The sequence below is a fragment of the Streptomyces odontotermitis genome (assembly GCF_050510915.1).
Taxonomy (GTDB): Bacteria; Actinomycetota; Actinomycetes; order Streptomycetales; family Streptomycetaceae; genus Streptomyces.
In genome coordinates this window covers 465399-491712 of the sequence record NZ_JBNJLS010000005.1, presented here as the reverse complement: position 1 = coordinate 491712, position 26314 = coordinate 465399, and the positions used below count along the sequence as shown (strand labels likewise).

Genomic DNA, 26314 nt, shown 5'->3' with positions numbered 1-26314 from the left:
CCGCCCCGTCGCACGACGGGGCGGCCACTCGGCGTCGGTCCTACCGCTTGGGCCAGTACCAGAGGGGTTCGTCCAGCATGCTCTCCCGGCCCGCCACCTCCGTCCGGCCCGACTCCTTGACCAGCTCTATGGAGTTGACGTCGACGCGGTGGCGGGCCGCTCCCTTCGCGACCGCGTCCGCCAGCTCCTGGGCGTGCGTCACCAGGACGACCTGGGTGTCCTTCGTCGCGGTGAGGATCAGGTCGGCGAGGGGGCGCAGGAGGTCGGGGTGCAGGCTGGTCTCCGGCTCGTTCAGGACGAGGAGCGAAGGGGGCCGGGGCGTGAGCAGCGCGGCGGTCCACAGGAGGTAGCGCAGCGTCCCGTCGGACAGCTCGGCCGGTCCGAGCGGGCGCAGCAGGCCGCGCTGGCGGAGCTGGACCTCGAACCGCCCGCCGTTGTCCGCGATCCGCACCTGGCTGCCCGGGAAGGCGTCGTCGACGGCCGCGTCCAGCGCCTCGTCGTCGCCGGTCTCGCGGATCGTCTGGAGGGCCGCGGCCAGGTCGGCGCCGTCGTGGCCGAGGACCGGGGTGCGGGTGCCGATGCGGGCGGCGCGCGCGGGGGCGCCGGCGTCGGTGCGCACGTGGTCGTAGAACCGCCAGGAGCGGATCAGCTCGCGCAGCCGGAGCAGGTCGGGGGCTAGCTGCGGGTCGGCGAACTCGCTGAGCATGCTGTCGTACGGCCGGATGCCCTGGGTGCGGTGCCAGCCGCCGTCGGCCGTCCGGGTGCGCACGGCGGGGCCCGCGCGGTCGCAGAGCAGCGCGGCGGGCCGCAGCACCGGGCCCGCCCACGTCGACTCCCGCTTGATCTCCGGGTCGAGCTGGAACATGGAGGGGGCGCCGCCCGGCTGGGAGCCGCTGGACTGGGGGATGCCGAAGTCGACCGCGTACCCGAACTCGTCGCCCGCGAAGCCCAGGCGCAGGCTCGCCGGTTCCGCCTTCCTCTCGCCCGCCCACAGCGCGGACGGCAGGCCGCCCTCCCGCGCGAGTGCGGCGACCGCGCCGCCCCCCGCGGAGTCCGCGAGCAGCCGCAGTGAGCGGTACAGACTGGACTTCCCCGTCCCGTTCGCCCCCGTGACCACGTTCAGCCGGTCCAGGGGGACGGTCAGTTTGCGCAGGGAGCGGTAGTTCTCGACGGCAAGTGTGCGGATCATGCGGTCAAGCCTCACATCCGGGTCTGACAACGGCCCCGGAGTGCCGTCGGCCGGGGCGGGCCCCGGTCAGTCCTCCGGCTTGACGTCCGGCGTGTCCGGCGCCAGGAAGCGGCCCATCGGCAGCACCGGGCGGCCCCAGGTGCTCGCCATCACCTGGCCCGCGAGCAGATACAGCGCCCCGGCCGTCGCGCCGAGCCCGAACCAGCCCGCGATCCGGTTCCAGCCCACGGCCCCGGTGAAGCCGTTGCAGGTCATCGCCACGAAGACCACCAGGACGCAGGTGAAGGTGAGCAGCAGGGCCAGGTGGATGCGGAAGCTCGCCAGCCACAGGACGAAGACCACGAAGACCCAGGGCAGCGTGAACAGGGCCATCGTGTCGCCGCGCAGCGCGGGGTCGAGGCCCGGCAGGACCCACTGGAGCATCAGCGCCTTCGCCATCCAGAAGAGCCCGAAGCCGCCGAAGACCGTGGCGTGCCAGGTGTCACCGCGCTGTGCCTGGAAGAGCCCGGCGAGCAGCTGGGCCAGGCCGCCGATGAAGAAGCCGACCATCGGCACCACCGAGTCGAGCAGCTTCTCGGGGAAGACCCCGGCGTCGATGCCGGTGGCGATCATCGTGACGACGATGAAGCCGGTGAGCCCGAGCGGGCCCAGCTGGGCCTGGGCGGTGGGCTCCATGCGCTTCACGGAGACGGCCTGTGCCGCGGGCCCGGTGCGGTGGAGGAGGTTCATGCCCCCACGCTCCGGTCCCGGGCCCCGGAACGCAGTCGGGGGGAGCGCGGTGAGGGCCGAACGAGTGGCCGTTCGCACGGATCGTACGCATGTTCGAAAGTTGGTCTATGGTGGAGAGGGGAGCAGGAAAAAGGACAGGTTTCAGGAGGTGCGTGTGCCCGGGTTCACGCATCTGCACACGGCGTCCGGCTACTCCCTGCGGTACGGCGCCTCCCACCCCGAGCGGCTCGCCGAGCGCGCCGGGGAGCGCGGCATGGACGCCCTCGCCCTCACCGACCGGGACACCCTCGCCGGAGCGGTCCGGTTCGCCAAAGCCTGCGCGAAGGCCGGGGTGCGGCCGCTGTTCGGGGTGGAGCTCGCGGTGACGGAGCCGGTCCCGGAGAAGGACCCCGGGACCGGGCGGCGGCGGGCCCCCGTGCGCGGCGGCGCCTTCATCGACGAGTCGACCCCGCGCGCCACCTTCCTCGCCCGCGACGGCGCCCGCGGCTGGGCCTCCCTGTGCCGCCTGGTCAGCACCGCCCACGAGAGCGGCGAGGACCGGCCCCGGCTGTCCTGGTCCGACCACTACGGGGACGGTCTGACCGTGCTGCTCGGCCCCGACTCCGACGTGGGCCGCGCCCTGGCCGCGGGCCGCCCCGACAAGGCCGCCCGCCTGCTGCGCCCCTGGCGCGAGAGCTACGGCGACGCGCTGCGCCTGGAGGCCGTGCACCACGGCCGGGGCGGCACCGGGCCCGGCTCGCTCCGGCTCGCCGCGCGCACCGTCGGCTTCGCCGCCGAACAGGGCGTACGGCCCGTCCTGAGCAACGCCGTCCGCTACGCCGACCGGGGCCAGGGCCCCGTCGCCGACGTCCTGGACGCCGCGCGCCGCCTGGTTCCCATCGACCCGTCCGGCCAACTCGACAGCGGGGAGCGGTGGTTGAAGGACCCCGGTGCCATGCTGCGGGACGCCGAGCGGATCGTGGAGGCCGCGGGCTACCGGCGTGACACCGCGTACCGCCTCGTCGAGCAGACCCAGGCGGCCGCCGCCGAGTGCCTGGTCGACCCCGAGGACGACCTCGGCATCGGCTCGGTGCGCTTCCCCGAGCCGCACCTCGTCGGCGCCGGGCGCCGCACCGCGCAGCGCGTCCTCGCCTCGCGGGCCGCGGCGGGCATGGTGCTGCGCGGCTACGACCGGCGCACCGACGCCCGCGCCTACTGGGAGCGGATGCACGACGAGCTGGCCGTCATCGACCACCACGGCTTCGCCTCCTACTTCCTGACCGTGTCCCAAGTCGTCGACGACGTACGGGAGCTGGGCATCCGGGTCGCCGCGCGCGGCTCGGGCGCGGGCTCCCTCGTCAACCACCTCATCGGCATCGCGCACGCCGACCCCGTCGCGCACGGGCTGCTGATGGAGCGCTTCCTGTCCACCCGCCGCCTGGTCCTGCCGGACATCGACATCGACGTGGAGTCGGCCCGCCGCCTGGAGGTCTACCGCGCGATCATCCGCCGGTTCGGCACCCAGCGGGTGGCCACGGTCGCGATGCCCGAGACCTACCGGGTCCGCCATGCGGTACGGGACGTGGGCGCGGCCCTCTCCATGGACCCGGCCGACATCGACCGGATCGCCAAGTCCTTCCCGCACATCCGGGCCTGCGACGCCCGCGCGGCGCTGGCGGAGCTGCCCGAACTCCGGTCCCTGGCAGGGGAGATGGACCGGTACGGGAAGCTGTGGGAGCTCGTCGAGGCGCTGGACGCGCTGCCGCGCGGGGTCGCCATGCACCCGTGCGGGGTGCTGCTCTCGGACGCCTCGCTCCTCGCCCGTACGCCGGTCGTGCCGACCAGCGGAGAGGGCTTGCCCATGTCCCAGTTCGACAAGGAGGACGTGGAGGACCTCGGCCTGCTCAAGCTCGACGTCCTCGGGGTGCGGATGCAGTCGGCGATGGCGCACGCGGTGGCGGAGACCGAGCGGGCCACGGGGGAGCGGATCGACCTGGACGCCGTGCCCGAGGGCGACCCGGCGACGTACCGGCTCATCAGGTCCACCGAGACGCTGGGCTGCTTCCAGATCGAGTCGCCGGGCCAGCGGGACCTGGTCGGACGGCTCCAGCCGGAGACCTTCGGCGACCTGGTGGTGGACATCTCCCTGTTCCGGCCCGGCCCGGTCGCGGCCGACATGGTGCGGCCGTTCATCGAGGCGCGGCACGGGCGTGCGCCGGTGCGTCATCCGCACCCGGACCTGGCGGGCCCGCTGGCGGAGACCTACGGGGTCGTGGTCTTCCACGAGCAGATCATCGAGATGGTGGACATCATGACCGGCTGCGGGCGCGGCGAGGCGGACCGGGTGCGCAGGGGCCTGTCTGACCCCGAGTCCCAGGGGCGGATCCGCTTCTGGTTCGCGCAGCACGCGGCCGCGCGCGGCTACGACTCCGAGACGATCCGGCGGACGTGGGAGATCATCGAAGCCTTCGGCTCGTACGGCTTCTGCAAGGCGCACGCCGTGGCCTTCGCCGTGCCGACGTACCAGTCGGCCTGGCTGAAGGCGCACCACCCGGCGGCCTTCTACGCGGGGCTGCTCACCCACGACCCCGGGATGTACCCGAAGCGGCTGCTGCTCGCGGACGCGCGGCGCCGGGGGGTGCCGGTGCTGCCGCTGGACGTGAACCGGTCCGCGGTCGCTCATCAGATCGAACTGGTGTCTGATAGAGGGCAAGAGGGTCGGGGCATATGGGGCGTACGGCTCGCGCTCAGTGACGTGCACGGCATCAGCGCGGCCGAGGCGGCGCGGATCGCGGCCGGGCGGCCGTACTCCTCGCTGCTCGACTTCTGGGAGCGGGCGCGGCCCGGGAGGCCGCTCGCGCAGCGGCTCGCCCAGGTCGGCGCGCTCGACGCGTTCGGCGCCAACCGCCGTGATCTGCAACTGCACTTGACGGAGCTGCAGCGCGGCTCCCGGGCCGCGCACGGTGCGCAGCTGCCGCTGTCCGGCGGGCGGCGGACCGCCTCCGCCGGGCTGCCCGACCTCGACGACGCGGAACGGCTCAGCGCCGAGCTGGGCGTCCTGTCCATGGACGCCTCCCGCAACCTGATGGACGACCACCGGGAGTTCCTGCAGGAGTTGGGCGTGCTGACGGCGCGGCGCCTGCGGGAGGCCGAACACGGGGCGACCGTCCTGGTCGCGGGCGCCAAGGCGGCCACGCAGACGCCGCCCATCCGCTCCGGGAAGCGGGTCATCTTCACGACCCTCGACGACGGCACCGGGCTGGTCGACCTGGCCTTCTTCGACGACGCGCACGAACGCTGCGCGCACACCGTCTTCCACTCCTGGCTGCTGCTCGTCCGCGGGGTGGTGCAGCGCCGCGGCCCGCGCAGCCTCAGCGTGGTGGGCGCGGCGGCGTGGAACCTGGCGGAACTGGTGGAGCTGCGGGCGCAGGGCGGGCTCGACGCGGTCGCGGGGCGGCTGGCGGAGCCCGAGCCCGAGCCCGGGCGGGGGAAGGAGAAGAGTGCCTCCGAGGGGGAAGGCGCTGCCGAGGGGGAAGGTGCCTCCGTGGGGGAGGGGCGGCGCATTCGGATGGGGACGGGGTACGAGATGCACCCGTGGGCGGATCTGCGGCCGGCCGGTGACGGGGCCCCAGGGGGACGGAAGTTGTGGCATCAGAGTCCGGGGAGCGCGGGATGAGTGTGCTGTGTGTGCGGTTCTCGGGGCTGCCGGACGGGGCGGACGCGTTCCCCCAACTCCTCGGTCTGCTCGGTGAGTTCACGCCCGTCGTGGAGGCCCTGCCGCCCGATGCGGCCCTCGCGGACCTGGGCGGGGCCGCACGGTACTTCGGCCGGGACGCCGTGCAGCTCGCCGCGCTGGTCCGGGTGCGGGCGCTCGCCCTGTACGGGGTGGAGTGCGCGATCGGGTGCGGTCCTGGGCCGATGCTGGCGCGGATGGCGGCACGGGGCGCCGTGCCCGGCGTGACCCGGGTGGTGGGCGAAGAGCCGGACGCCGTACGGGAGTTCCTCGACCGGGTGCCGGTCGCCGAGCTGCCCGGGGTGGGCCGGGCGACCGCCCGCACGCTGTGCGCGTACGGGCTCGACTCCCTCGGCAAGGTGGCCGCCGCCCCGCTGTCCACGCTGCAGCGGCTCACCACCGCGAAGCTCGGGCGCGAGCTGCACGAGCGGGCGCGCGGGGTCGACCGGGGGCGGGTGGTGCCGAACGCCGCCGCACGCTCCCTCGCCGTCGAACGGCCCTTCCCGCGCGACGAGTTGGACCCCTTCCGGCACCGTCGCGCGCTGCTCTCCGGCGCGGAGGAGCTGGGCATCCGGCTGCGGGGCGGGGGGCAGGCGTGCCGCTCGCTGACCCTGACGGTGCGGTACGCGGACCGGTCCACCACCACGCGGACGCGGGTGCTCGCCGAGCCGAGCGGGGCGTCGGTGGCGCTGGTGGAGGCGGCGTACCGGATGTATGAGGGGCTGGGGCTGCAGCGGGCGCGGGTACGGGCTCTTGCCCTCCGGGCGGAGGGGCTCCTTCCTGTCGAACGTGCCGCCCGGCAGCTCTCGTTGGACCCCGTGGACGAGCGGGCCCGGGCGCTTGAGGCGGTGGCCGATCGGGCGCGGGAGCGGTTCGGGGCGGGGGCGGTTGTCCGGGGCACCCTTGCGGCCTAGGCCCACCGTGGCGGGTGGGGCGCCCTCCCGGGGGCGCTGCCCCGGGACCCCCGTATCGGCCTGAACGGCCTCGTCCTCACACGCCGGACGGGCTTTGAAGCTTCTCTTCACTTCTCTACTACTCGCGCGTACACAGGGCGGGCCCAGCTCAACTCCCTTGAGCCGCAAGGAGATCACGATGCTGCCCTGGAGACGCGCGCTCCGTGCGCTCGCTGCCGCCCTCCTCGTCACCGGCGCCGCCACCCTCGCCCCGGCCGCCGCGCACGCCGACAGTGCGAACGCGGCCGCCTCGTCGAGCGGGTGGAACGACTACCGCTGCAAGCCGTCCGCCGCACACCCCCGGCCCGTCGTCCTGGTGCACGGGACCTTCGGGAACTCCGTCGACAACTGGCTCGCCCTCGCGCCCTATCTGGTGAAGCGCGGGTACTGCGTCTTCTCCCTCGACTACGGGCAGCTGCCCGGCGTCCCGCTCTTCAACGGGCTCGGCCCCATCGACAAGTCGGCCGGACAGCTCGACGCCTTCGTCGACAAGGTGCTCGGTGCGACCGGCGCCGCGGAGGCCGACCTCGTCGGGCACTCGCAGGGCGGCATGATGCCCCGGTACTACCTGAAGTTCCTCGGGGGCGCCGCGAAGGTGAACGCCCTCGTCGGGATCGCGCCCGACAACCACGGGACGACGCTCAACGGGCTCGCCAACCTGCTGCCCTACTTCCCGGGCGCCGAGGACCTGTTGACGCTCGCCACCCCGGGACTCGCCGACCAGGTCGCCGGGTCCGCGTTCCTGACGAAGCTCAACGCCGGCGGGGACACCGTGCCCGGGGTGCGGTACACGGTCATCGCCACGAAGTACGACGAGGTCGTCACCCCGTACCGGAGCCAGTTCCTGGACGGGCCCGACGTGCGGAACGTGCTGGTGCAGGACCTGTGCCCGGCCGACCTCTCCGAGCACGTGGCCATCGGGCTCGGGGACCGGGTCGCGTACCACGAGGTGGCCAACGCACTTGATCCCGCGCACGCGACGCCCACCACCTGCGCGTCGTAGGTGGTGGGCGTCGTGGGCGTCAGTGCCTGAGCGGGCCCGGCGGCCCGGACTCAGCGGCCGTGACGGCCGGCCGCGCGGCGGCGGACCGAGCCGAACATCGCCGCGGCGCCGAGCGCGAGAGCGGCGGCACCGCCGATCGCGATGTACGGGGTGTTGCTGTCGCCGCCGGTCTCCGCGAGGTTCTCGTTCGCGCCCTCGCCCGCGGCCTTGACGGGCTTGTCGGCGCCGCCGTTGACCTCCGGCTGGTTGTCGCCCGAGGCGGCGTCGTCACCGGCGGGGGCCGGGGCGGCCTCGGTGGCCTCGGAGCCCGTGTGGGCGTTGGCGTCGCCGTGGCCGTGGTGCTCGACGGTGGACTTGTCGGCGCCGTCCGCGATCTCCTTCTCGGAGGGGGCGGAGGCGGCCGGGGCCGGGGCGCCCGCCGAGCCGCCGCTGTCCTTGCCGAACGTCACGTCGGAGCAGGTGTAGAACGCCTCGGGGGAGTCCGAGCGCTGCCAGATCGAGTAGATCAGGTGGCGGCCGGAGCGCGAGGGGATCTTGCCGTCGAAGACGTAGTCGCCGTTCTCCATCTTCGGGTCGTTGACCTTGACGAACGGCTTCGACTCCAGGTCCGACCACTTCAGCGGCTTCGACGGGTCGTAGCCGTCCTTCGTGATGAACAGCTCGAAGGAGCCCTTGTGCGGGGCGGTGCCCTTGTAGCGGAAGGTGTGGTTGCCCGACTTCAGCGCGGTGGACGGCCAGTCGGCGCGCGGCAGGTCAAGGCCCTTGTACTTGTCGTTGCCCGCGCTGCACAGCTTGCCGTCGGGGATGATCTCCTTCGACTTGCCCGCGGCGTTGGCGATGTTCACCGCGTTCCAGTCGTAGAACGCCTGGGCACCGCTGGCCGCGACGGCCGCCTTGCAGGCGGCCGACTTCGGGGAGTCAGGGCCCTCCGCGTAGCAGGCGGAGACGCGGCTCACCGGGTCCGTCATCGAACCGTGCGCGGCGGCCGGGGAGGCGGCCAGGGCGGTGAGGGCGAGCGGGGCGATGCCGGTGGCGGCGATCGCGGCGACCTTGCGGCGAGAGGCCATGGGTGGTTCTCCGATCAGCGGTTCAACGTTGGGGGCGACGAGAAAGCTAGCCCCTCGAAAACGCGAAATCGCCTGCTGGGAGCCCGTGATGGAGATCCTTATGGTCCGTTTAAGGGAGGGCTAATCGGGGGCTCAGGAACGGGCTCCCCGGCGTCCGTTTTGAGCTCCGGGAAAGGGGCGGACCGTCCACGGTCGTCCAAGTGAGTCCAAGTGATGTTGCTGGCTTTGGCTCCCGGTTTGGCTCCCGAGAGGTGAGCGCGCGATGACCGAAAGTACAGATGGGGCTCTCCGTTTTGCCCGAGATATGGCCGGAGGCAGTGTGACCATTGCCCGCTACGCTGGTACGCACCACCTAAGAACGGAGAGTGCGCCGCGGATGGGACCCAAGACGACCAGGGCCTACGACACGATTCGAGTTTGGCTCGCATCAGGAAAGTACCGTCCAGGCGCCAAGTTCCCTTCAGAGCGCACGCTCATCAAGGAACTCGACATCGGCCGGACAGCTCTGCGTCAGGTGCTTGCCCGGCTCGTGAGTGAGGGAGCCTTGGAGGTCCACGGTCGGAGCTCCTACCGGGTGCCTGGCGGGGTGAGTGTCGGGACGCCTGAGGGGGTGGAGCCGTGGCGCATCCACGGAGAGCGGGATCTCTATGACAGCCCTTGGGTCAAGCTTCAGCTCTGGGACGTGGAACCGCCTGGGGTGGAGCGCTTCGAACATCACGTAGTGAAGCTCCACCACGTCGCCGTCACCGCGGTTCTGGATGATCAGGACCGCGTACTGATGATGTGGCGCTACCGCTTCGTGCCGCAGCAGTGGGGTTGGGAGCTCCCGGGCGGCATCGTGGACGAAGAGGAGGAGCCCGCGGACACAGCCCTGCGCGAAGTCGTGGAAGAGACCGGTTGGCGACCGAAGTCGGTGGAGCACGTCGTTACGTATCAGCCCATGGTCGGTATGGTCGACTCGCCGCACGAGATCTTCGTGGGGCACGGGGCTGAACAGGTCGGTTCACCAACAGACTTGGAAGAGGCAGGGCACATTGAGTGGGTGCCTCTAGCGGACATCCCCGGCCTGATGGCACGCGGGGAGCTGATGGGCTCCGGCACTCTCGTGGCCCTGCTTCACATCTTGGCGAACCGTGGCAGGCAGGGGCTCACAGCCGCGCACTGAGCAGGTCGACCCGCCGCCGTTGCCGCACCGATCCGGTGCGGCTCGCCAACAGCCGCGCCTGCCTCAGGTGGGTGTTCGCGTCGTCATACTCGGCTCGTGCGAGGTGGGCCTGTACGAGGTCGGCATGGAGTCCAGCCTGCGCCCGGACAAAGGACGGGTCCGCCACCTTCAGGGCACCGTACAGACTCGTCACCGCGTCATCGTCGCCGAGTAGCGCGAGGACGTTGCCGCGCCACCTGCCAAGATGGGCGTCGTTGAGGAAGATGCTCAGCATGTCTGGGTCACGATCCTCCGGCCCCGGCGGGATGCTCGACTGGGCTGCATCCAGAGCGCGCCGGCAGTCGTCCGGCAGGCCGACGTGGGCGCACAACTCCGCTTCTGCGGAGTGCAGCCAAGCCTGAAGGCGCGGCGATCCAGCCTGCCCAAGCGTGCGTTGCGCGTTGCGGACTAGGTCGAGGCCGAGAGCCGGTCGGCCAGCCTCACAAAGTACGTACGCCTGCTCTGCCATCGCGTGGGCGAGGTACATCGGTGCTTCGGCGTCGTGTGCAGCCCGCTTCGCCAATTCGTAGTGTCGCCAGGCTCGTTCCACCGCTCCTGAGTCGATTGCCTGCCATGCGGCGAGGGTGGACGCTCCTGCGAGTGCCAGCGCGACGGGCTTGCGCGTGCCCGGCAGGACCGCGAAGTTCAGTGCGTCTTCCAGGGCGGTGAGGTGGCCGGTCATCTGATCCACGAGCCGGGCTGCCCCCATCTGCCGGTCCATGGTTCGAAGCAACTCTGTCTGGTCATTGAAGGCTTTCACCATGTCCAGACTGACGCTGCTCGCCGAATCGATTCGGTTCAGCAGGTCGTCGTATCCGTCTGCTGTTGGCGCCGAAACTGTGGGCGTGGAGTCCCGCAACTCCGTGTCTGTGACTCCCAGAAGCTGTCGAAGGATCACCGCGTACCGGTCGGAGATGGTGCGCTTCCCGTTCTCCCACTCGGACACGTACACCCGCAAACTCGCCGTTGAGGCCACGTCGGTGACGTGCTGTCGGGCGTACTGCTCAATCTCGCGAATCAGCCGCTCCTGAGACCAGCCTCGCGAGGTTCGCGCGCTTCGAAGTCCTGTGCTCACAGGCCACCGCCTGGTGATCGGTCCACTCGCTGACCTCCTCAGCATGCACTACGTCGCCGCAGGTCAACAGGGGTTAACAGGACGGAAGTTAAGTCCTGTTGGCTACCGGTGCCCCGGCTCGGACGGGTCTTCTAGAGATGCACCAGGGCGGCAACTTCCGCTCGAATCGGCGAAGCCTCTTGACTCTGGTGCGCACCAGTTGCACTCTACTGGTGCGCACCAGATATGGAGGTCGCCTCCGATTCACGGTGCGCAAAGGAGCCCGGGACAGAGCGGGCTGAGGGAACCGGATCCCTGGTCAACCGGATGGCTTGAAGGCCGAAAGGCCACGTCTCCATATGCCTGCAACCGAGAGCGCGCTCTCGGAAGGAGACCTACGCACGACCTTGATCAGCTCAAGGGGCAGCCCTCACAACGCAAGCTGCCCGTCCCAACACCACAGCCCTGATGGTCGTAGGCCGGGTTCGACTCCTGGCCGGGGCGCTGTGGCCCGCCGCTTCGCGGCGTGGTCGCGCCCGGGGCCTGGCCGCCCTCTCGCCAAAGGATCGCGGTCGCCCCGGTCCTCCCTCTCTTCCTTCGATTTCAGGAGCAGACATGCATGCCTATGTGAACGGCCATCGTGCCGAGAGCGCCGAGGACTTCGTGGAACTCGCCCTGGGCACACCGTTAGAGCTCTGGCTTGGCCCGGTGGAGGGGGAGTCGGCGCAGGAGCGGGCGGCGCGGCTGGATGCGGCGCGCGACATCCTCGCCGACTACCCGGACCTGCCGGATCGTGCGGTGCAGGTGGCCGCGCGGGCGCTGAATGAGGCGGGCCTGCTGCGGCTGGTGCCGCAGCCCCTTCCGGGCCTGCCGCAGCGCCGCAGCCTGCGGGCGGGGGTCGCGGCATGAGTACGAATCTGATGATCGATGACCTGACCACGGCCCTGCGGGCCGCGCGGTGGCTGGCTCCGGAGTTCCCCGGGCTGCCCGCCCCCGACGTACAGGTCTCAGCGCTGCGGCCCAAGCGCGTACGGCTCTTCCTCCACAACGACTTGGGCGCCTTCGAGCCATGGCGCGCCGCGCTGGGCATCGACCCCGAAGACGTCGACTTCACCGAGTTGCGCGACGGAGAGCTGTGGACGCTGGAAGGGCACGGCGACTTCGCGGGCGCCGAAGTGGAGTTGGTGGCCATCGGCGCGGCCCTGCACACCTACCCCCACCGCAGCGAACAGAGCGGGGGCGACGAGGCGCCGCAGCCGGATGTTCACGACGGCACTGCCGATGTTCACGACCGCCCTCGCCGTGTTCATGGCGTTCACGGCACGGGACGTGCGGGCGGTGGCGCGGATGGATAGCCGCACCCTGAAGTCGATCGAGCGCACCCTGAGCGCGGGCACGTGGATGATCGTGTGCGGGGCGGTGGTCTACTCCGTGCTCACGGTCACGCCGCTGGTCGCCGCGCACACCCCGGAACGGTGGCGCTGGACGGCTCCTCTGCTGCCGCTGGTGGTGGACACCGCGGTGGTCATCGTGGTGCGTCTCGACTCCGTGTTGGCCCGTCTGGAAGCCCATGGGGGCCGCTGGCCTGTGGTGTTGCGGTGGATGACCGGTCTAATGACCCTCAGCCTCAACATCGCTGACTCCGCCCTCAAGGGCGATGGCACCGGCGTGGCTATCCACTGCGTCGCGCCGCTGCTGTTGATCGTCACGGCTGAGGCCGGACTCGCCTACCGCCGCGCCCTCTCGACTGCACTGGCCCGCCAGGAGACCGACGCTGCGGCCCGTCAGGAAGCCCGTGAACGGGCCGTGAGGGAGCGTGAGCAGGCCGAGCGGCAGGAGCGGGAGGCCATCCGCGAGGCCGAGCAGCAGCGGCTGCGCGAGCAGCGCGAGCACGAGGCGCAGATGGCCCGCGAGGAGCGCGAGCACATCGCCCAACTCGCCCGTGAACAAGCCGAGCGCGAGCGTGAACATCAGCAGCGTGAGCGTGAACAGGCCGAGCGGGAGCGTGAACGTGAGCGCCTGGCCCGTGAACAGGCCGAGCGGGAGCGGGCCGAGGCCGAGCAGCGCCAGCGGCGTGAGGCGGCCGAACGGCGGGCTCGGCAGGAGGCGGCCGAGCGGCGTCGCCGGGAGGAGGCCGAACAGCGCCGTGCCCAACTGCTACAGGCCGGGCCTGCGCTGGAACGGCAGCCGGAGGAGGTGGCGCGCGAGACCGTACGGGCCGCCTTCGAGGCGGATCTGACGGTGCGCGCGGCGGCCGAGCTGTGCGGCTGGTCGGTGGGCTGGGTCACCGCCCGCTACCACGAACTGCGCCCCCAGCCCCAGCTCACGGCGGTGGGCGGTGAGGGCTGATGCTCACCGCGTACGCCGAGTGCTTCGACCCCACCGGGGCCCGCTACGGCCTCCCCACCTACCCGTGGCGGTTCGCCCCGGAGGGGCTGTGTACCCGCCGCCAGCTGCGTGAGCGGGGGCTGCGGCCGGGTGGTCAGCCGATAGCGGCGCAGCTCATGCGCCGTACGCGGCGCCGTAAGTCCGGTGCGGCCGTGGCCTTCCTCTACCGCGTCGACCGTGCGCTGCCGGTGCGGCCGATGACGTCGCGCAAGTGGGGTGCGCTCGCGCTGGCGATGCTCGCCCGCCGCACCTGCCACGTCTGCGGTCTCACCTACAGCTACTGCCTGCCGACCTCGCTCGGCATGTGCGTGCTGTGCGCCCACGCCGAGGAACAGCGCGCTGCCTGAACTCCCCTTCTGACCTGGAGTGTTCCATGGCACAGAATCCGATCCGGCGCCGTGTCGCCGGACTGCTCATCATCGCCACTGCGGGTGCGGTGGCCGTCTCCATCGGCATGCGCCTCCGCTCCTACGGCGTGCCGATCGGCCTGATCACCCCGTGCGTCCTCGCGGTCCTCTCCTCCGCCCTGTGGCTCCTGATGGACGTGAGCAAGGCGCTGGCCAGCACCGTGCACCGCTGCACGGTCAAGGGCTGCACCTTCGAGGTCCGCGTGCAGAACGCGGACGCCGCAGAGAGCCGCCGCTGGCAGGAGATCGCCGCCGCGCACCCCAACCACCCCACCGTCTGACCAGACGACCTCCGCAAGGAGCACGCAGTGACCACTGCCTCCGAAGCTGATACGGCCTCTGAGCTGGTCAGCTTCCACTACATCCTCACCGCCCAACTGGGCGATGCGGGCCAGGCAACGATCTCCGACGTCGTCCACGTGGACCCCAGCCGGACGACCCGCTCCCGGCTCTACAACGAGATCCGGGCGTACGCGGCCCGCGAGTTCGGCTACGGCGGGTTCACCGTCGTGTTCTTCGCCCTCGAACGTCAGCAGCTGTGACCTGCCCTGTTCGGCACAAGTCGGGCCCGGCCCTCTCCTCCACAGATCCGGCCGGGCCCTTTTCTCCCAAAGGAGTGTGCTCAGCATGACCGACCTCAGCACCGAACCGGTAGTGGCCCCCACGGCCACACCGGACCCGCCCCCCGACCCACCGCCCACCAGCAGTTCCGCCCCCGAGCCCGAGCCGAGTGGGGAGTTGGCGCATGCGCCGGGTGGCTACCCGGTGATGCCGCTGGCCCTGTCCGGCGCGAACACGACCGCCGGACTGGTGGGGGCGGGCGGTCTGGTCGGCGGTCCACTGGGCGCCGCCGCTGCTGCCGGGGGCCTGGCGGTGTTCGGTACGGTCGCCGCCGTGGTCCGCGCCCGCCGCCTGGCCGCCGAGAACCGTGAAGCCGACCCGCGCACCACCACCGGCCGCGACACCACCAAACCCGACGCCAGGAAGCCCACCCGCCCCGACACCCGACAGACCGGCCGCACCCTGCCGAACCAAGGACGCGGCACGCGAGCAGCCACGGGCACAACCGCCGGCAGGAACACGGCCGGGGCAAGCCGCACGACCAGCCCCCGTACACGGCCCACGGCTCCGGGCCGAGGCGCCACCTCCCGCACGTCGGGTGGCGGCCGCGGTACCGGTCAGCACAGGGGCCCGTCCGGCCGGGGCGGCTCCCCCAAGTCGCTGGGCGGGCGTTCCGGTCCGGGCGGCGCTCACAAGGCCGGGGGGCGTTCTGGTGCTGGTCGTGCGGGGGCGGGGAAGCTGGCGCAGGCCCGCGCGCTGCGGGCGGCTAACAAGCAGCAGACGCCGACCCGTTCGGCCGCCCGCCAGCAGGCCAAGGACGACCGCCGCGCGGTCGCCGATGCCCGGCGGGACGCGAAGGCCGCTGCCAAGCAGGCCAAACGCGACGCCCACGGCGGCCGCGGCCCGCTGCAGCGGGCCGCGGCGTGGGGTGGGCGCAAGGCCGCCTCGGGGGCCCGTGCGCTGCTGGACAAGGCCCGCGCCCGCCAGGACCGCAAGACCGACGCCGCACTGGCCGCCAAGCGGGATGCGGTGCGCAAGGCCCCGGCCCGCCGGAAGGCCCGGTGGGCGCTGCGGTGGTCGGCAGTCCGCTTGTTCGGCAAGCGGCTGCTCGCCGGGGCCCTCGCGGGTGCGTTGGGGCTGGTGGGCTGCCTGACCAGCCCCCTCGGCCGCAAGCTCAACATCCCATGGCTCATCCACCCTGGCCGTCGCTTGTATCGGCGGTTGATGGCCAAGGCCCACGCCAAGCGGGCTGAGCGGGACTGGCAGATCCGCGCCACCCGCGCCGCCGAGGAGGCGCAGGCCGATGCGGACGCCGCCGGTCAGAGCGAGATCGGGGACCGCGTTGAGCGTCCCGCCCATCTGGTTCCGCACAGCTACCCGACTGTTTCGGAGGTCGTGAACGTGTCTGGTTTCAAGTTCGAAGAGGCCGCATCCGAGATGCAGAACGCCGCGGCCAGCTATAGCCCGGACGGAAACATGGAGGTCGTCGACATGATCGACAACCTTCCCGCCGCGCTGGAGTGCGTCGCCAAGACCTTCCTGATCCTGGCCGAGCGCTCGGACCAGGAGTTCGCCTTCGAGAAGGAGGTGGCCGACGGCTTCGACGACATCTACAAGACCCTCCTGAACGCCGTGGACGCCGCCGTGGATCTCGGCCCGCGCTTCCGTGAGATCCACGAGCACGACATCGCCCGCCACGAAGACCCCCGCAACGGCACCGAGGCCGAGAAGGGCTGGAACGTCACCTGATGTCGACACACACCGAGGCCAAGAAGACCAGCAAACAGGAGCCTTCCGCGGTGGAGCTCGGCACGGGCCCGGTGTGGGACTGGGCGGCCGGTCACGGACCCGTGACCGGCGCCCTGTCCGCCACCACCGGCGCCTTCGCCGTGGCCACCTGCGGCGCCGCTACCGGCATGCCGCCCGGCTGGGCACTCGCGGTGGGAGGCGCCGGAGCCCTCGGCCACGCGGCGGCCGGACTGCGGCTGCGTAACGCCGGGCGCACCATTGCCGCCCGCGCCGCCTCCTGGCTCGTCGGGGGCGGCTGGACCACCTGGGCCATGACCCACGGCCCGCTCACCTGGCAGGCCCTCGGCTCGCTGGCCGCCATCGGGGTGGGCATGGGCACCGTCACCCGCTCCACGAACCTGTATGAGGAGGCTCGTGAGGAGGAGGCCATCGCGGCCGAACAGCGGCAGGTCACAGCCGAGTTGTCCGCCGAGCGGCGGGCGGTCGCCGAGGAGTGGGCGGAGCGCATCGAGCGGATCTGTGGCATCCGGGTACGCGTCCTGGCTGTCGAGAAGTGGGCGGCCGGGACCGGGTTCAGCCTCGATGCCGAGCTGCCCGGCGGTGCCATCTACGACGCCATCGCCAAGAAGTCGGCGGCGCTGTCGGCCGATGCCCGGCTGCCGCACGGCTGCACCGTCACCGCCGGGCCCGGCGTGCACCAGGGCCGCTGCATCATCGACGTGGGCACCGCCAATGTGCTGGAGACGGCGACGGCCTACCCCACCGGCTACGGGCCGCTCTCGGTGCTGACCGGTATCCCCTGGGGCTACCGGTCCAACGCCGACGAGATCCTGACCTACCTGCGCGAACAGTGCGCCCTGGTGGTCGGGCCGACCGGGTCGGGGAAGACGAACATGGTGCACGTCATCCTGGCCGGGTTCGCCCGCGCCACCGACGTGCTCACCTGGGTCATCGACCTCAACGCCGGTAGTGCGGGCCTGCCCTGGGTGCTGCCCGCGCTCGACTCCACCGGCGCGGGGAGGCCGATGCGGCCGGGCATCGACTGGCTCGCCTCCACCCACGAGGAGGCCCTCCTCATGCTGGATACCGCGCTCGCGGTGGCCCGCTACCGCAAGGTCGCCTACCAAGACCTCCTCGCCCGCGAGAACACCGACCTGCTCCCCATCAGCCCGTCCATTCCGCAGATCGAGCTGGTCATCGACGAGGGCGCGGAGATCCTCACCAGCAACGACCGGGCTGTGCGCAAGCTCGGAGAGAAGATCCTCGAAGTCATCCGGATCGCCCGCGCAATGGGGGTGCGCACCGTCCTCACCGCCCTCGGCGCCACCGGGTCCGTGCTCGGGAACCTGATGATCCGGCGTGAGGCCAAGGTCCGCGTCGCCCTGACCGGCGGCGAGACCGAGGGCATGGACCTGTCCAAGATGTTCCCCGGCTCGCGGGGGCTGCGCCCGGAGCAGGCCCCGTACAAGGGGGCGGGGTTCATGGGCACCCCGGAGTCGGCGGTCGGTCTGTTCAAGGCGTGGCGGATCCTGCCCCACCAGATCCGCGAGATCGTCGCCGCCACCAGCGAGCGGCATCCCCGCCTGGATGCCGTCTCCGCCAAGGCGGCCGGGGAGGCATACGCACAGCGCTGGGACGCGGACCGCATCGCGTGGATGCGCGACGGCGCCGCCCCCGCCGCTCTCGGACCGGTCAGTACGGCAGACGGCGAGCAGGAGGCGCGGCGCGGGCTGAACCTGACCGCCCTGCGCGACCCTGAGCCCGACGAGGGCGGACGGAGCGCGGAGGACGAACTCGCCGCGCGGTTCCTGGAACAGATCGACGAGCAGTTCGGCACCACCGAGGAACCCCGCCCCACCCGCCAGCCGCGCGAGGACCACCCCGAGCGGCCGGAGCGGCCGGGGCTGAACCTGTCCGCCTTCCGCAAGGACAACACCGCGCCCCCGGCACGCGAGCCGCAAGAGCAGGGCCCGGAGTGGCTGATCGAAGCGATCGACGCGATCAAGTCCGCGGGCTCTACGGGCATGAAGCCCTCCGCCGTCGCGGACCTGGTCGGCAAGGACCGCAAGACCGTCCGCGACGCCCTCAAGGCAGCAGTGGAGCGAGGGCAGCTGGTCTACCGCGACAACGGCCCGCACTCCGTCTACGTCCACCCCGACCACACCTGAACTCATCACACACAGCTACTGGTTAGTGGGTAGTGGGGGACACCCCACTACCCACTAGAACACCCCAGTAGCGGCCCACAGCATTCCAACAGGGCCCTTTCTACTGGGGACCCCACTACCCACTACCCAGTAGCCACACCCCACTACAACCACACACCGTCACCGCCAGGCGCCCGCACGACTCCTTCGTGCGGGCGCCTGGCGGTGTCCTTGGACTGCCGGAAGGGAGCACCACATGCCCCACCGCGCACCGCCCGGAATCATCGCCCCGCACATCCCCGCCGACGCCTACCGCCGTGCCGAGGCCAGCGGGCAGCCCGTCGTCATCGTCGTCCAGAGCAACGACCACGAAGGGCGCCCCCTGTCCGCCTACCTCTTCCCCATCGCCATCGGCACGGCCGGAGCCCTCGGCATCTTCGCGACCGTCGCCGCGCTGCTGTCCCTGCTCGACTTCGCCGTGCACACCGCCGTCGCCATCAGCGGCGCCGCCGGACCCATCAGCGTCGGCGGCATCTCGCTGAAGCTCTTCGGCTCCAAGCGCTGAGCGCGAGCCGCGGCGCGCGGGCCCCTGCCCGGCGCGCAACCACCGCATACCGCCCAAATCCCCGAGGCGGCCGCGCCGACCACACCCGGCCCCTTCCATCTTTTTCCTGGGCCTGGTGGGGGAGAGCGGCTGCAGAGGGGTTGTCGGAGCCCCGACCACACCTTCATGGGCGTGGTGACCTGCACCAACTCCGCCCGGCCGAAACGCGACGTGCAACAGGTCGTGCAACACGTGGGTGCAACAGCTAGGCGCAACAGATCGTGCCGCACATGCCGCACCTTCCCACCCCATCACTTGGCTAGGAGATCCCTGTGTCCTTCGGAGAGACCCCGCTTACCGTCATTGGCAACCTCACCGCCGACCCCGAGGTGAAGTTCACCGCCTCCGGTGCGGCGCGGGCGACGTTCACCGTCGCCTGCACCCCGCGCACCTACGACAAGACCACCAACCAGTGGCAGGACGGCACCGCGACGTTCTTCCGCTGCACCGCATGGCGCCAACTCGCCGAGCACGTCGCCGAATCCCTCACCCGGGGCTCGCGCGTGGTGGCCTTCGGCCGGATCCGCCAGCACAACTGGCAGACCCCCGAGGGCGACAACCGCTCCCTGCTCGCCGTGGAGATCGACGACATCGGCGCCAGCCTGCGCTTCACCACCGCCACCATCAACGCCAAGCACCCCGCCCCCGCCGCGTCCGACAACCCGTGGAACACCGACGCGGCGGCCGCGGACTCCGGCTCTGAAGTCCCGTTCTAGATACGCCCGGGGCGGCCGCCCTCTCGCCAAAGAATCGCGGCCGCCCCGGTCCTCCCTGCCCTTGCGACAGAACAGGAGAACTACCAGCATGCCCCAAACCCCCCTGCCCGCGCTGCTGCGCGCAGCCCTGGATACGGCAGCCCGCGGCTGGCATGTGTTCCCGCTCCGGCCTGATGACAAGCGGCCCGCCGGGCACGCCGAGCGGTTCTGCTACGGCACCGGCCGGTGCGCGGCCGGGCACCGCAAGCCCGAGCAACGCGCTACCACCAACCCGGACTTGGTCACCGCGGCGTGGTCGACGTGGCCCTACAACATCGGCATCGCGACCGGCCCTTCCGGACTCCTGGTCGTCGACTTGGACGTACTCAAGGGCGAAGAGCAGGAAGGAGCGCCTGACGGCGCCACTTCGTTGCAGGCGCTCTGCGAGCGCGCCGGAGAGCCCCTTCCGGCTACCTACCAGGTGCGGACCCCCAGCGGTGGCCAGCACCTGTACTTCACGCAGCCCGAGGGGGTGCGGCTGCACTCCAGTGCCGGCCGTTTGGGCCACCGCATCGACACCCGCGGTTGGGGTGGCTATGTCGTCGCCCCCGGCAGCACCACCGCGCAGGGCGCCTACACCGTCACCGACGACCGGCCCCCTGTCGCACTTCCGCAGTGGCTGTGCGACGCGCTCACCGCCAAGCCAAAGCCCCAGCCGCATGCTCTTCCTCCACTCCGTGGAGTGCGTGATGGGTACGCCGCCGCCGCGCTGCGCGGCGAGGTGCACAACGTGGCCACCGCGCCGGACGGGCGGCGCAACGCCGTCCTGCTGCGGGCCGCGCGAGCCCTGGGGCGACTGGTGGCATCCGGCGACCTCACCCGCACCGAGGTTGAGGAGGCTCTTAGTAGGGCGGTGGCGGGCAACGCCACACAGCCGCAGCGCTACTACGACGACGTCATCGCCCGGGGGCTGGACTGGTCGATTGCCCACAACCCGCAGCACCGGACGGCCTCATGACCAGCCTGCCTCCTCCTAAGAGCCCCCAGCCCACCCCGCCCGGAGCTCACTGCGCCCCCTGGCCGCAAGGCACGACGTCCACTGTGCGGCCGAAGGACGACGCCGAAGGCGTCCTTTCAGTCCTTCCCGCCCGATCTCAGCCCGCCTCCCCGGCTGCGGGTGATGGGCGCTTCCCGGTGGCCTGGCTGCGCATTACCGCGCCCCGAGGCGCCACCCCGACCGCCACTTCCACCTGTCTGTGCGGACGCGACCGCAGCGCCGTGGGACAGCGCAAGGTCCTCGCTCTCATCGACGACCACGAAGCCCACCGCGTCCTGTGCCCGCTCCGCACCACCGCACCAGAAGGGAGGAACGCCGCATGACCAGCACCCCCGAGACCACGACGCCCATCGACGGCGCTGCGCTGCTCGACGAGGTCGAAGCGTTCCACCGCCGCTTCAACGTCTTCCCCACCGAACACGCCTACGTCGCCGTCACGTTGTGGGACGCGCACGCCCACCTCATGGACGCGCTCGACGGCACCGCCCGCATCGCCTTCCTCAGCCCCGAACCGGGCTCGGGCAAGTCCCGCGCCCTGGAGATCATCGAAACACTCACCCCGCGCGCGGCGACCACCGTCAACGCCTCCGCCAACGCCCTGTTCCGACTCGTCTCCGCCGACGAAGGCACCCCCACCCTCCTCTTCGACGAGATCGACACCGTCTTCGGCCCCAAAGCGGGCGGGAACGAAGAGGTCCGCGGGTTCCTCAACTCCGGCTACCGGCGCGGCGCCAAGTCCCTGCGCTGCATCGGGGACGGATCCGACCAGAAGGCAGCGTTCCTGCCCTCGTTCTGCGCCGTCGCCATGGCCGGACTCGGCTCTCTGCCGGACACGATCCTGACCCGCTCCGTCATCATCCGGATGCGCAAGAAGGCCCCCAACGAGACGTGCGAGCCCTACCGGCGCCGCGTCCACGAGAGGCAGGGCAACGTCCTGCGAGACAGGCTCGCGGAATGGACAGCCACCCTGCACGACCAAGTCGCCGAGGCGTGGCCGGAGATGCCCGAGGGCGTCGTCGACCGGCCCGCCGACGTCTGGGAGCCACTGCTCGCGGTCGCGGATGCGGCCGGCGGCCAGTGGCCGGAGCGGGGACGTGCTGCATGCCTCGCGCTCATCAAGGCCGCCAGCGCGGGCGACGAAGCCTCCCTCGGGGTACGGCTGTTGACCGATCTGCGCGACCGCGTGTTCTGCGGCGTCGACCGGATGCCGACCGCAGCCATCCTCGAAGTCCTCCTCTCCCTGGATGACTCCCCCTGGGCCGACATGAGCGAGGACGGACAGGCCATCAAACCGCTCACCGCCCGACGGCTGTCCAAGCTCCTGAGCCAGTACGTGCGCCCCGACGACACCCCGATCAAGCCCAAGGGGATCCGGGTCGGCAGCACGACCCCCAAGGGCTACTACGCGGATGACCTCAGGGACGCGTGGGCCCGCTACTGCCCCCCTCTCCCTGGAAAGTCCGCAACAGCCGAAACATCCGCAACATCGCAGGTCAACGAGGGTGAATCTGTGGCGGATACCCCTTCCGAGAGCCGCCACATGTCCGCGGAAACCGACACACGCACCCTCCGCAGCGTCGGCTGAAACCGCCCATGCCACAGATGCCGCCAGGCCCACGCCAGGCGGCGCCTATCCGCAACAGCAACACATCCGCCACAGATTTAGGCCCGCTGACCAGCAATGTTGCGGCGTGGCGGATGTTGCGGATTCCCCAGGGCCAAGACGCGAACACAACAGAACAGAGGAGGAACGGTTCGTGAGTGACGCCGTCGCGGGCACGGGCGCAACAGCGCAGCGTCTCCACCGTGTGGAGGCTGCTGCCGAAATCCTCAGCCTGAAGCGCTCAACAGCGTGGGAACTGGTGCGACTTGGACGCCTCCGCTCCGTGCAGGAGGGGCGTCGTCGGCTGATCCCGACCGAGTACATCGACGAGTACGTCGAGCTGCTCAAGCGAGAAGCCGAGTCGGCCGCCTAGCGAGTCTGAGTCATCAAGTTCATCGAAGGCCGCCCCTGGTGGGGCGGCCTTCATGCTGAGAGGTGAAGACGGAACATGACCGACGTCGAAGAGCCCCAAGGCCCTCGCCGAGCTGGCCATGGGGAGGACTCGATCTACTGGGACAAGTCCAAGGGGCGCTACATCGGGGCGATCTCCCTTGGGTACACCCCGGCAGGCAAGCGCAATCGCCCAAAGGTGTCCGGCAAGACCAAGACCGAAGTGCGCCGCAAGCTGCGGGAGCTCAAGAAGGAGCTTGCGGCTGCGGACGGGCGCAAGACCCTGGCCAAGTACACCGTGACCCAGGCGGTAAACGACTGGCTGAGCCAGGGGCTCAAGGGGCGTGAGAACACCAGCATCGACACCTATCGGAGCCTCGCGAAAACGCACATTGAACCAGACCTCGGGCACGCCAAGTTGCGAGAGCTTGAGGCGGATGACCTGGACGAATGGCTTGAGGTGAAGGCGGACGAACTGGCCACGCAGTCTCTCAGGATGCTGCATTCAGTCCTCCGTCGCTCGATCAGCCACGCACAGCGCAGAGGTAAGGCGGTCCGCAACGTGGCGGAGTGGGTGGATGTTCCCGACGGTCAGCCGGGGCGCCCGAGCAAGTCGCTGAGCCTGGAGCAGGGCGAAGCCGTGCTCAACGCCATGCAGGGCACCTGGATTCACGTCTACGTGGTCTTGTCGCTCTTGGTCGGCGTTCGTACCGAGGAAGCCCGTCCCCTTCGCTGGACGCACGTGCACATCGAGTCTGCGGGCGACCAGAAGCCTTACGTGGACGTGTGGAGGTCGGTGCGTCGAGGAGGGGAGACCAAGACGCGCAAGAGTCGTCGCTCACTGGCCATGCCGCGACAGGCTGCGGCGGTACTCGAAGCGCACCGGGCCAGGCAGAAGCTCGACTGCAAGGCTGCCGGAGCGGAGTGGGACCCGGACGGACTGGTGTTTCCGACAGCTTCGGGAACGCTGCGAACCGCGCTTGATGTCCGGCGGAACCTCCGGCTTCTGCTCACGGAGGCGGGGTTCAAGAAGCCGTACGAGTGGACCTCGCGAGAACTGCGAACCACCTTCGTATCATTGCTCTCTGACCACGGCATGCCCATTGAGTCCATCGCGCGACTGGTCGGACACAGTGGCAGCGGTACCACTGAGCGGGTGTACCGGAAGCAGCTCCGCCCCGTGATCACGGAGGGCGCAGAAGCCATGGACGAGATCTTCCGCAGGGGCGGGACAAGTCCGGCTGAGTCGGGGTCCGAACCGACGTAACTTCCGGCTTTGGCTCCCTGTTTGGCTCCCTCGCTCCGAATGCGGCCGTTCATTCGTGCCCTGACCAGCGAGGGAGCCAAATCTGATTTCTACGGTCCGTTTAAGGGAGCCCTCAGACTGCGCTCAGGTCGCGTCCGGGATGCCCGATTCCGAAGCCCGCGGGATGCCCGATTCCGGAGCCGGCCCAGGGGGTCAGCCCACCCAGCGGTAGCGGCGCTCCGGGCGCCCCGTGCCCCCGTACCGGAGCGTGACCTCCGCCCGGCCCGTGTCCGCGAAGAACTCCAGATAGCGGCGGGCGCTGACGCGGGAGAGGGTGCCCGCCGAGGCGCACTCCGTGGCGGAGAGGCCGTCGGGGTGGGCGCGCAGGGTGCGTTCCACCAGGTCCGCCGTGGGGGGAGCGAGGCCCTTGGGGAGCTCCCGCGAACCCGGTGGGCGGGCGCCGAAGATCTGGTCGACGTCCTCCTGGCGGGCCTCGTCGAGGTTGTCGAGGCGGGCGCGCAGGGTCGCCACATGTCTCAACTGCCCCTGTAGGGACGCCTGGTTGAAGGGCTTCATGAGGTAGTGCAGGGCGCCCGCCCGCAGCGCCGCGCGGATGATCTCCGCGTCCCGGGCCGCCGTGATGAACAACGCGTCCACCCGCGTACGGGACGGATCGCGCTCCTCCGCGGCGCGCAGTTCCCGCAGGACGCCGATGCCGTCCATGTCGGGCAGATACACGTCGAGCAGCACCAGGTCGGGGCGTACCGCCTCCGCCGCACGCAGGGCCTGGGCGCCGCTGTGCGCCACGCCCGCCACCACGAATCCGTCCATCGCGGACACGTACCGGCTGTGCAGCTTGGCGACCATGAAGTCGTCGTCCACGACCAGCACCTTCGTCACGGGCGCAGCGTAGGTGCGCGGTCCCCGTGACCACAACGGCCACAACGTTCCTTAAGCGCGGAAGGGAGACAGCCCGTTAACGCGTGGGCAACATGTGGGCCACCTCACAGAAGCCGAGAAACAGGTGGTGGCACACGTGCGACCGCGCACCCTCCTCGCCCTGCTCGGGGCCGCGCTCCTCGTGCTCGTGGCGCCGCCGCTGCTCACCACGGGCAGCGGCGCCGACACCGGCACCCAGATCCCGGGCCTGCGCCTCATGGTCCCCAACACCCCCGGCGGCGGTTACGACATCACCGCCCGCACCGCGGCCAAGAACGCCGAGGACGCCGGACTCACCCACAACATCGAGGTGTTCAACCTCCCCGGCGCCGGCGGCACCGTCGGCCTCACCCGGCTCGTCGGCGAGCACGGCAACGGCAAGCTCGCCATGTCCATGGGCCTTGGAGTGGTGGGCGCCGCGCGCTCCAACCACGCGCCCAAGACCCTCGCCGACACCACGCCCATCGCCCGGCTCACCGAGGAGCCGGACGTCGTCGTGGTCGCCAAGGACTCCCCGTACAAGAACATCCGGCAGCTCGTCGACGCCTGGAAGGAGCGGCCAGGGAAGCTGCCGGTGGGCGGCGGCTCCTCGCCGGGCGGGCCCGACCACCTCGCGCCCATGCTGATGGCGCGCGCCGCCGGGATCGAGCCGAAGAAGGTCAACTACGTGCCCTTCGACGGGGGCGGGGAGCTGCTCGCCTCCATCCTCGGGAACAAGGTCGCCTTCGGGGTGTCGGGAGTCGGCGAGTACCTCGATCAGATCAAGGCGGGTGAGCTGCGGCTGCTCGCCGTCACCGGGCCGAAGCGGGTCAAGGGGCTCGACGGGCCGACCCTCAAGGAGTCCGGCTACGACGTGGACTTCACCAACTGGCGCGGCATCGTCGCCCCGCCCGGCCTCTCCGACACCCAGCGCACCAAGCTCGCCGGGCTCGTCAGGAAGCTGCACGCCTCCAAGGAGTGGCGCGCCTCCCTGAAGAAGAACGGCTGGCAGGACGCGTACCTGAGCGGCGCGGAGTTCGGCGACTTCCTCGACGCCCAGGACCGGCGCGTGGTGTCCGTACTGAAGGAGCTGGGCCTGTGAGCGCGACCACGGAAACCTCTGCCGAGGAGGAACGGCGGGGGCGGCGCCACTGGCTGCGCGAGCACTCCGAACTCGGCGTCTGCGTGCTGCTGTCGGCGCTCGGCGCCCTCGTCCTCACCGACGCCCTCACCATGGACGTCGAGATCACCCAGCGCGGGCCCGTCGGGCCGAAGACCGTGCCCGTGGTCGTCGGCATCGGTCTCCTTGTCGTCGCGGTCCTCCTTGCCGTCGATGTGCTCAGAGGAGGGCACGGAGAGGCCGAAGGAGGCGAGGACATCGACCTGTCCGAGCCCACCGACTGGCGCACCGTGCTGCTGCTCGCCGGGGTGTTCCTCGCCACCGCAGTCCTCATCGAGCCGCTCGGCTTCCCCGTCGCGGGCGCGCTGCTCTTCTGGGGCGCCGCCTACGCCCTCGGCAGCCGGCACCTCGACCGGGACCCGCTGATCGCGGCCGGGCTCTCCGTGGTCACCTTCTTCGTCTTCGACAACCTGCTCGGGGTGCCGCTGCCGGGCGGGCCCCTGATGGGAGTGCTGTGA

Annotated in this window: 25 protein-coding genes; 20 read left to right on the top strand and 5 right to left on the bottom strand. The window is 71.0% G+C overall.

Features of this window, described 5'->3' with window-relative positions; genetic code table 11:
* Positions 1–40 precede the first annotated feature (40 nt).
* Both ACQB60_RS18225 and ACQB60_RS18220 read right to left on the bottom strand, forming a co-directional pair.
* A complete protein-coding gene (locus ACQB60_RS18225; protein WP_496927035.1) occupies positions 41–1189 on the bottom strand; it encodes an AAA family ATPase in 1149 nt (382 codons plus the stop codon).
* A gap of 66 nt (positions 1190–1255) precedes the next feature.
* Positions 1256–1918, bottom strand: a complete 663-nt coding sequence (locus ACQB60_RS18220; protein ID WP_496927034.1) for an acetate uptake transporter — start codon at positions 1916–1918, stop codon at positions 1256–1258.
* Between the two features lie 154 nt (positions 1919–2072).
* On the opposite strand from ACQB60_RS18220, the gene ACQB60_RS18215 reads away from it, so the two are divergent.
* From ACQB60_RS18215 to ACQB60_RS18205, 3 genes are all read left to right on the top strand, one after another.
* Positions 2073–5573, top strand: coding sequence for a DNA polymerase III subunit alpha (locus tag ACQB60_RS18215; RefSeq protein WP_496927033.1), 3501 nt, complete (start codon positions 2073–2075; stop codon positions 5571–5573).
* Positions 5570–6544, top strand: a complete 975-nt coding sequence (locus ACQB60_RS18210) for a DNA polymerase Y family protein (RefSeq protein WP_496927032.1) — start codon at positions 5570–5572, stop codon at positions 6542–6544. Before ACQB60_RS18215 ends, ACQB60_RS18210 begins: the two co-directional genes overlap by 4 nt.
* A gap of 178 nt (positions 6545–6722) precedes the next feature.
* Positions 6723–7586, top strand: a complete 864-nt coding sequence (locus ACQB60_RS18205) for an esterase/lipase family protein (protein WP_496927031.1) — start codon at positions 6723–6725, stop codon at positions 7584–7586.
* A gap of 50 nt (positions 7587–7636) precedes the next feature.
* Here ACQB60_RS18205 and ACQB60_RS18200 read toward each other — a convergent pair whose 3' ends face one another.
* Positions 7637–8653, bottom strand: a complete 1017-nt coding sequence (locus tag ACQB60_RS18200; RefSeq protein ID WP_496927030.1) for a lytic polysaccharide monooxygenase auxiliary activity family 9 protein — start codon at positions 8651–8653, stop codon at positions 7637–7639.
* Positions 8654–9029: 376 nt separating this feature from the next.
* On the opposite strand from ACQB60_RS18200, the gene ACQB60_RS18195 reads away from it, so the two are divergent.
* Positions 9030–9818, top strand: a complete 789-nt coding sequence (locus ACQB60_RS18195) for an NUDIX domain-containing protein (RefSeq protein ID WP_496927029.1) — start codon at positions 9030–9032, stop codon at positions 9816–9818.
* Here the strand turns inward: ACQB60_RS18195 and ACQB60_RS18190 are convergent.
* Complete coding sequence (locus ACQB60_RS18190; RefSeq protein WP_496927028.1) at positions 9802–10932, bottom strand: helix-turn-helix domain-containing protein; 1131 nt, start codon at positions 10930–10932, stop codon at positions 9802–9804. The genes ACQB60_RS18195 and ACQB60_RS18190 overlap by 17 nt on opposite strands.
* Before the next feature lie 594 nt (positions 10933–11526).
* Between ACQB60_RS18190 and ACQB60_RS18185 the strand changes: the two genes are divergently transcribed.
* From ACQB60_RS18185 to ACQB60_RS18120, 14 genes are all read left to right on the top strand, one after another.
* Entirely contained in the window at positions 11527–11820 is a 294-nt protein-coding gene (locus tag ACQB60_RS18185) for a hypothetical protein (protein WP_496927027.1), read from the top strand.
* Positions 11817–12266, top strand: coding sequence for a hypothetical protein (locus ACQB60_RS18180; RefSeq protein ID WP_496927026.1), 450 nt, complete (start codon positions 11817–11819; stop codon positions 12264–12266). The genes ACQB60_RS18185 and ACQB60_RS18180 overlap by 4 nt, the downstream gene beginning before the upstream one ends.
* Positions 12259–13260 (top strand): DUF2637 domain-containing protein, encoded by a 1002-nt coding sequence (locus ACQB60_RS18175; RefSeq protein ID WP_496927108.1) that lies wholly within the window; start codon positions 12259–12261, stop codon positions 13258–13260. Before ACQB60_RS18180 ends, ACQB60_RS18175 begins: the two co-directional genes overlap by 8 nt.
* The gene (locus ACQB60_RS18170) at positions 13260–13646 is read left to right on the top strand and encodes an RRQRL motif-containing zinc-binding protein (RefSeq protein ID WP_496927025.1); all 387 of its coding nucleotides are present in this window, start codon (positions 13260–13262) and stop codon (positions 13644–13646) included. Before ACQB60_RS18175 ends, ACQB60_RS18170 begins: the two co-directional genes overlap by 1 nt.
* Positions 13647–13672: 26 nt before the next feature.
* Complete coding sequence (locus tag ACQB60_RS18165; protein ID WP_496927024.1) at positions 13673–13987, top strand: hypothetical protein; 315 nt, start codon at positions 13673–13675, stop codon at positions 13985–13987.
* Positions 13988–14014: 27 nt separating this feature from the next.
* A complete protein-coding gene (locus ACQB60_RS18160; RefSeq protein ID WP_496927023.1) occupies positions 14015–14248 on the top strand; it encodes a hypothetical protein in 234 nt (77 codons plus the stop codon).
* Positions 14249–14333: 85 nt separating this feature from the next.
* Positions 14334–16016, top strand: coding sequence for a hypothetical protein (locus ACQB60_RS18155; RefSeq protein WP_496927022.1), 1683 nt, complete (start codon positions 14334–14336; stop codon positions 16014–16016).
* Entirely contained in the window at positions 16016–18184 is a 2169-nt protein-coding gene (locus tag ACQB60_RS18150; RefSeq protein ID WP_496927021.1) for a hypothetical protein, read from the top strand. The genes ACQB60_RS18155 and ACQB60_RS18150 overlap by 1 nt, the downstream gene beginning before the upstream one ends.
* 235 nt (positions 18185–18419) lie before the next feature.
* Positions 18420–18728: a hypothetical protein gene (locus tag ACQB60_RS18145; RefSeq protein WP_496927020.1), complete on the top strand. Its 309-nt coding sequence runs from the start codon at positions 18420–18422 to the stop codon at positions 18726–18728.
* A 311-nt stretch (positions 18729–19039) separates the two neighbouring features.
* Complete coding sequence (ssb, locus tag ACQB60_RS18140; protein ID WP_496927019.1) at positions 19040–19483, top strand: single-stranded DNA-binding protein; 444 nt, start codon at positions 19040–19042, stop codon at positions 19481–19483.
* 88 nt (positions 19484–19571) lie between these two features.
* Entirely contained in the window at positions 19572–20480 is a 909-nt protein-coding gene (locus ACQB60_RS18135; protein WP_496927018.1) for a bifunctional DNA primase/polymerase, read from the top strand.
* A 358-nt stretch (positions 20481–20838) separates the two neighbouring features.
* Positions 20839–22104: a DUF3631 domain-containing protein gene (locus tag ACQB60_RS18130; protein WP_496927017.1), complete on the top strand. Its 1266-nt coding sequence runs from the start codon at positions 20839–20841 to the stop codon at positions 22102–22104.
* Between the two features lie 172 nt (positions 22105–22276).
* Positions 22277–22495 (top strand): helix-turn-helix domain-containing protein, encoded by a 219-nt coding sequence (locus tag ACQB60_RS18125; protein ID WP_496927016.1) that lies wholly within the window; start codon positions 22277–22279, stop codon positions 22493–22495.
* A 75-nt stretch (positions 22496–22570) separates the two neighbouring features.
* Positions 22571–23779, top strand: coding sequence for a site-specific integrase (locus tag ACQB60_RS18120; protein ID WP_496927015.1), 1209 nt, complete (start codon positions 22571–22573; stop codon positions 23777–23779).
* Positions 23780–23971: 192 nt separating this feature from the next.
* On the opposite strand, the gene ACQB60_RS18115 is transcribed toward ACQB60_RS18120, so the two are convergent.
* The gene (locus ACQB60_RS18115) at positions 23972–24658 is read right to left on the bottom strand and encodes a response regulator (RefSeq protein WP_496927014.1); all 687 of its coding nucleotides are present in this window, start codon (positions 24656–24658) and stop codon (positions 23972–23974) included.
* Positions 24659–24794: 136 nt separating this feature from the next.
* On the opposite strand from ACQB60_RS18115, the gene ACQB60_RS18110 reads away from it, so the two are divergent.
* Positions 24795–25778, top strand: coding sequence for a Bug family tripartite tricarboxylate transporter substrate binding protein (locus ACQB60_RS18110; RefSeq protein ID WP_496927013.1), 984 nt, complete (start codon positions 24795–24797; stop codon positions 25776–25778).
* Complete coding sequence (locus tag ACQB60_RS18105; RefSeq protein ID WP_496927012.1) at positions 25775–26314, top strand: tripartite tricarboxylate transporter TctB family protein; 540 nt, start codon at positions 25775–25777, stop codon at positions 26312–26314. The genes ACQB60_RS18110 and ACQB60_RS18105 overlap by 4 nt, the downstream gene beginning before the upstream one ends.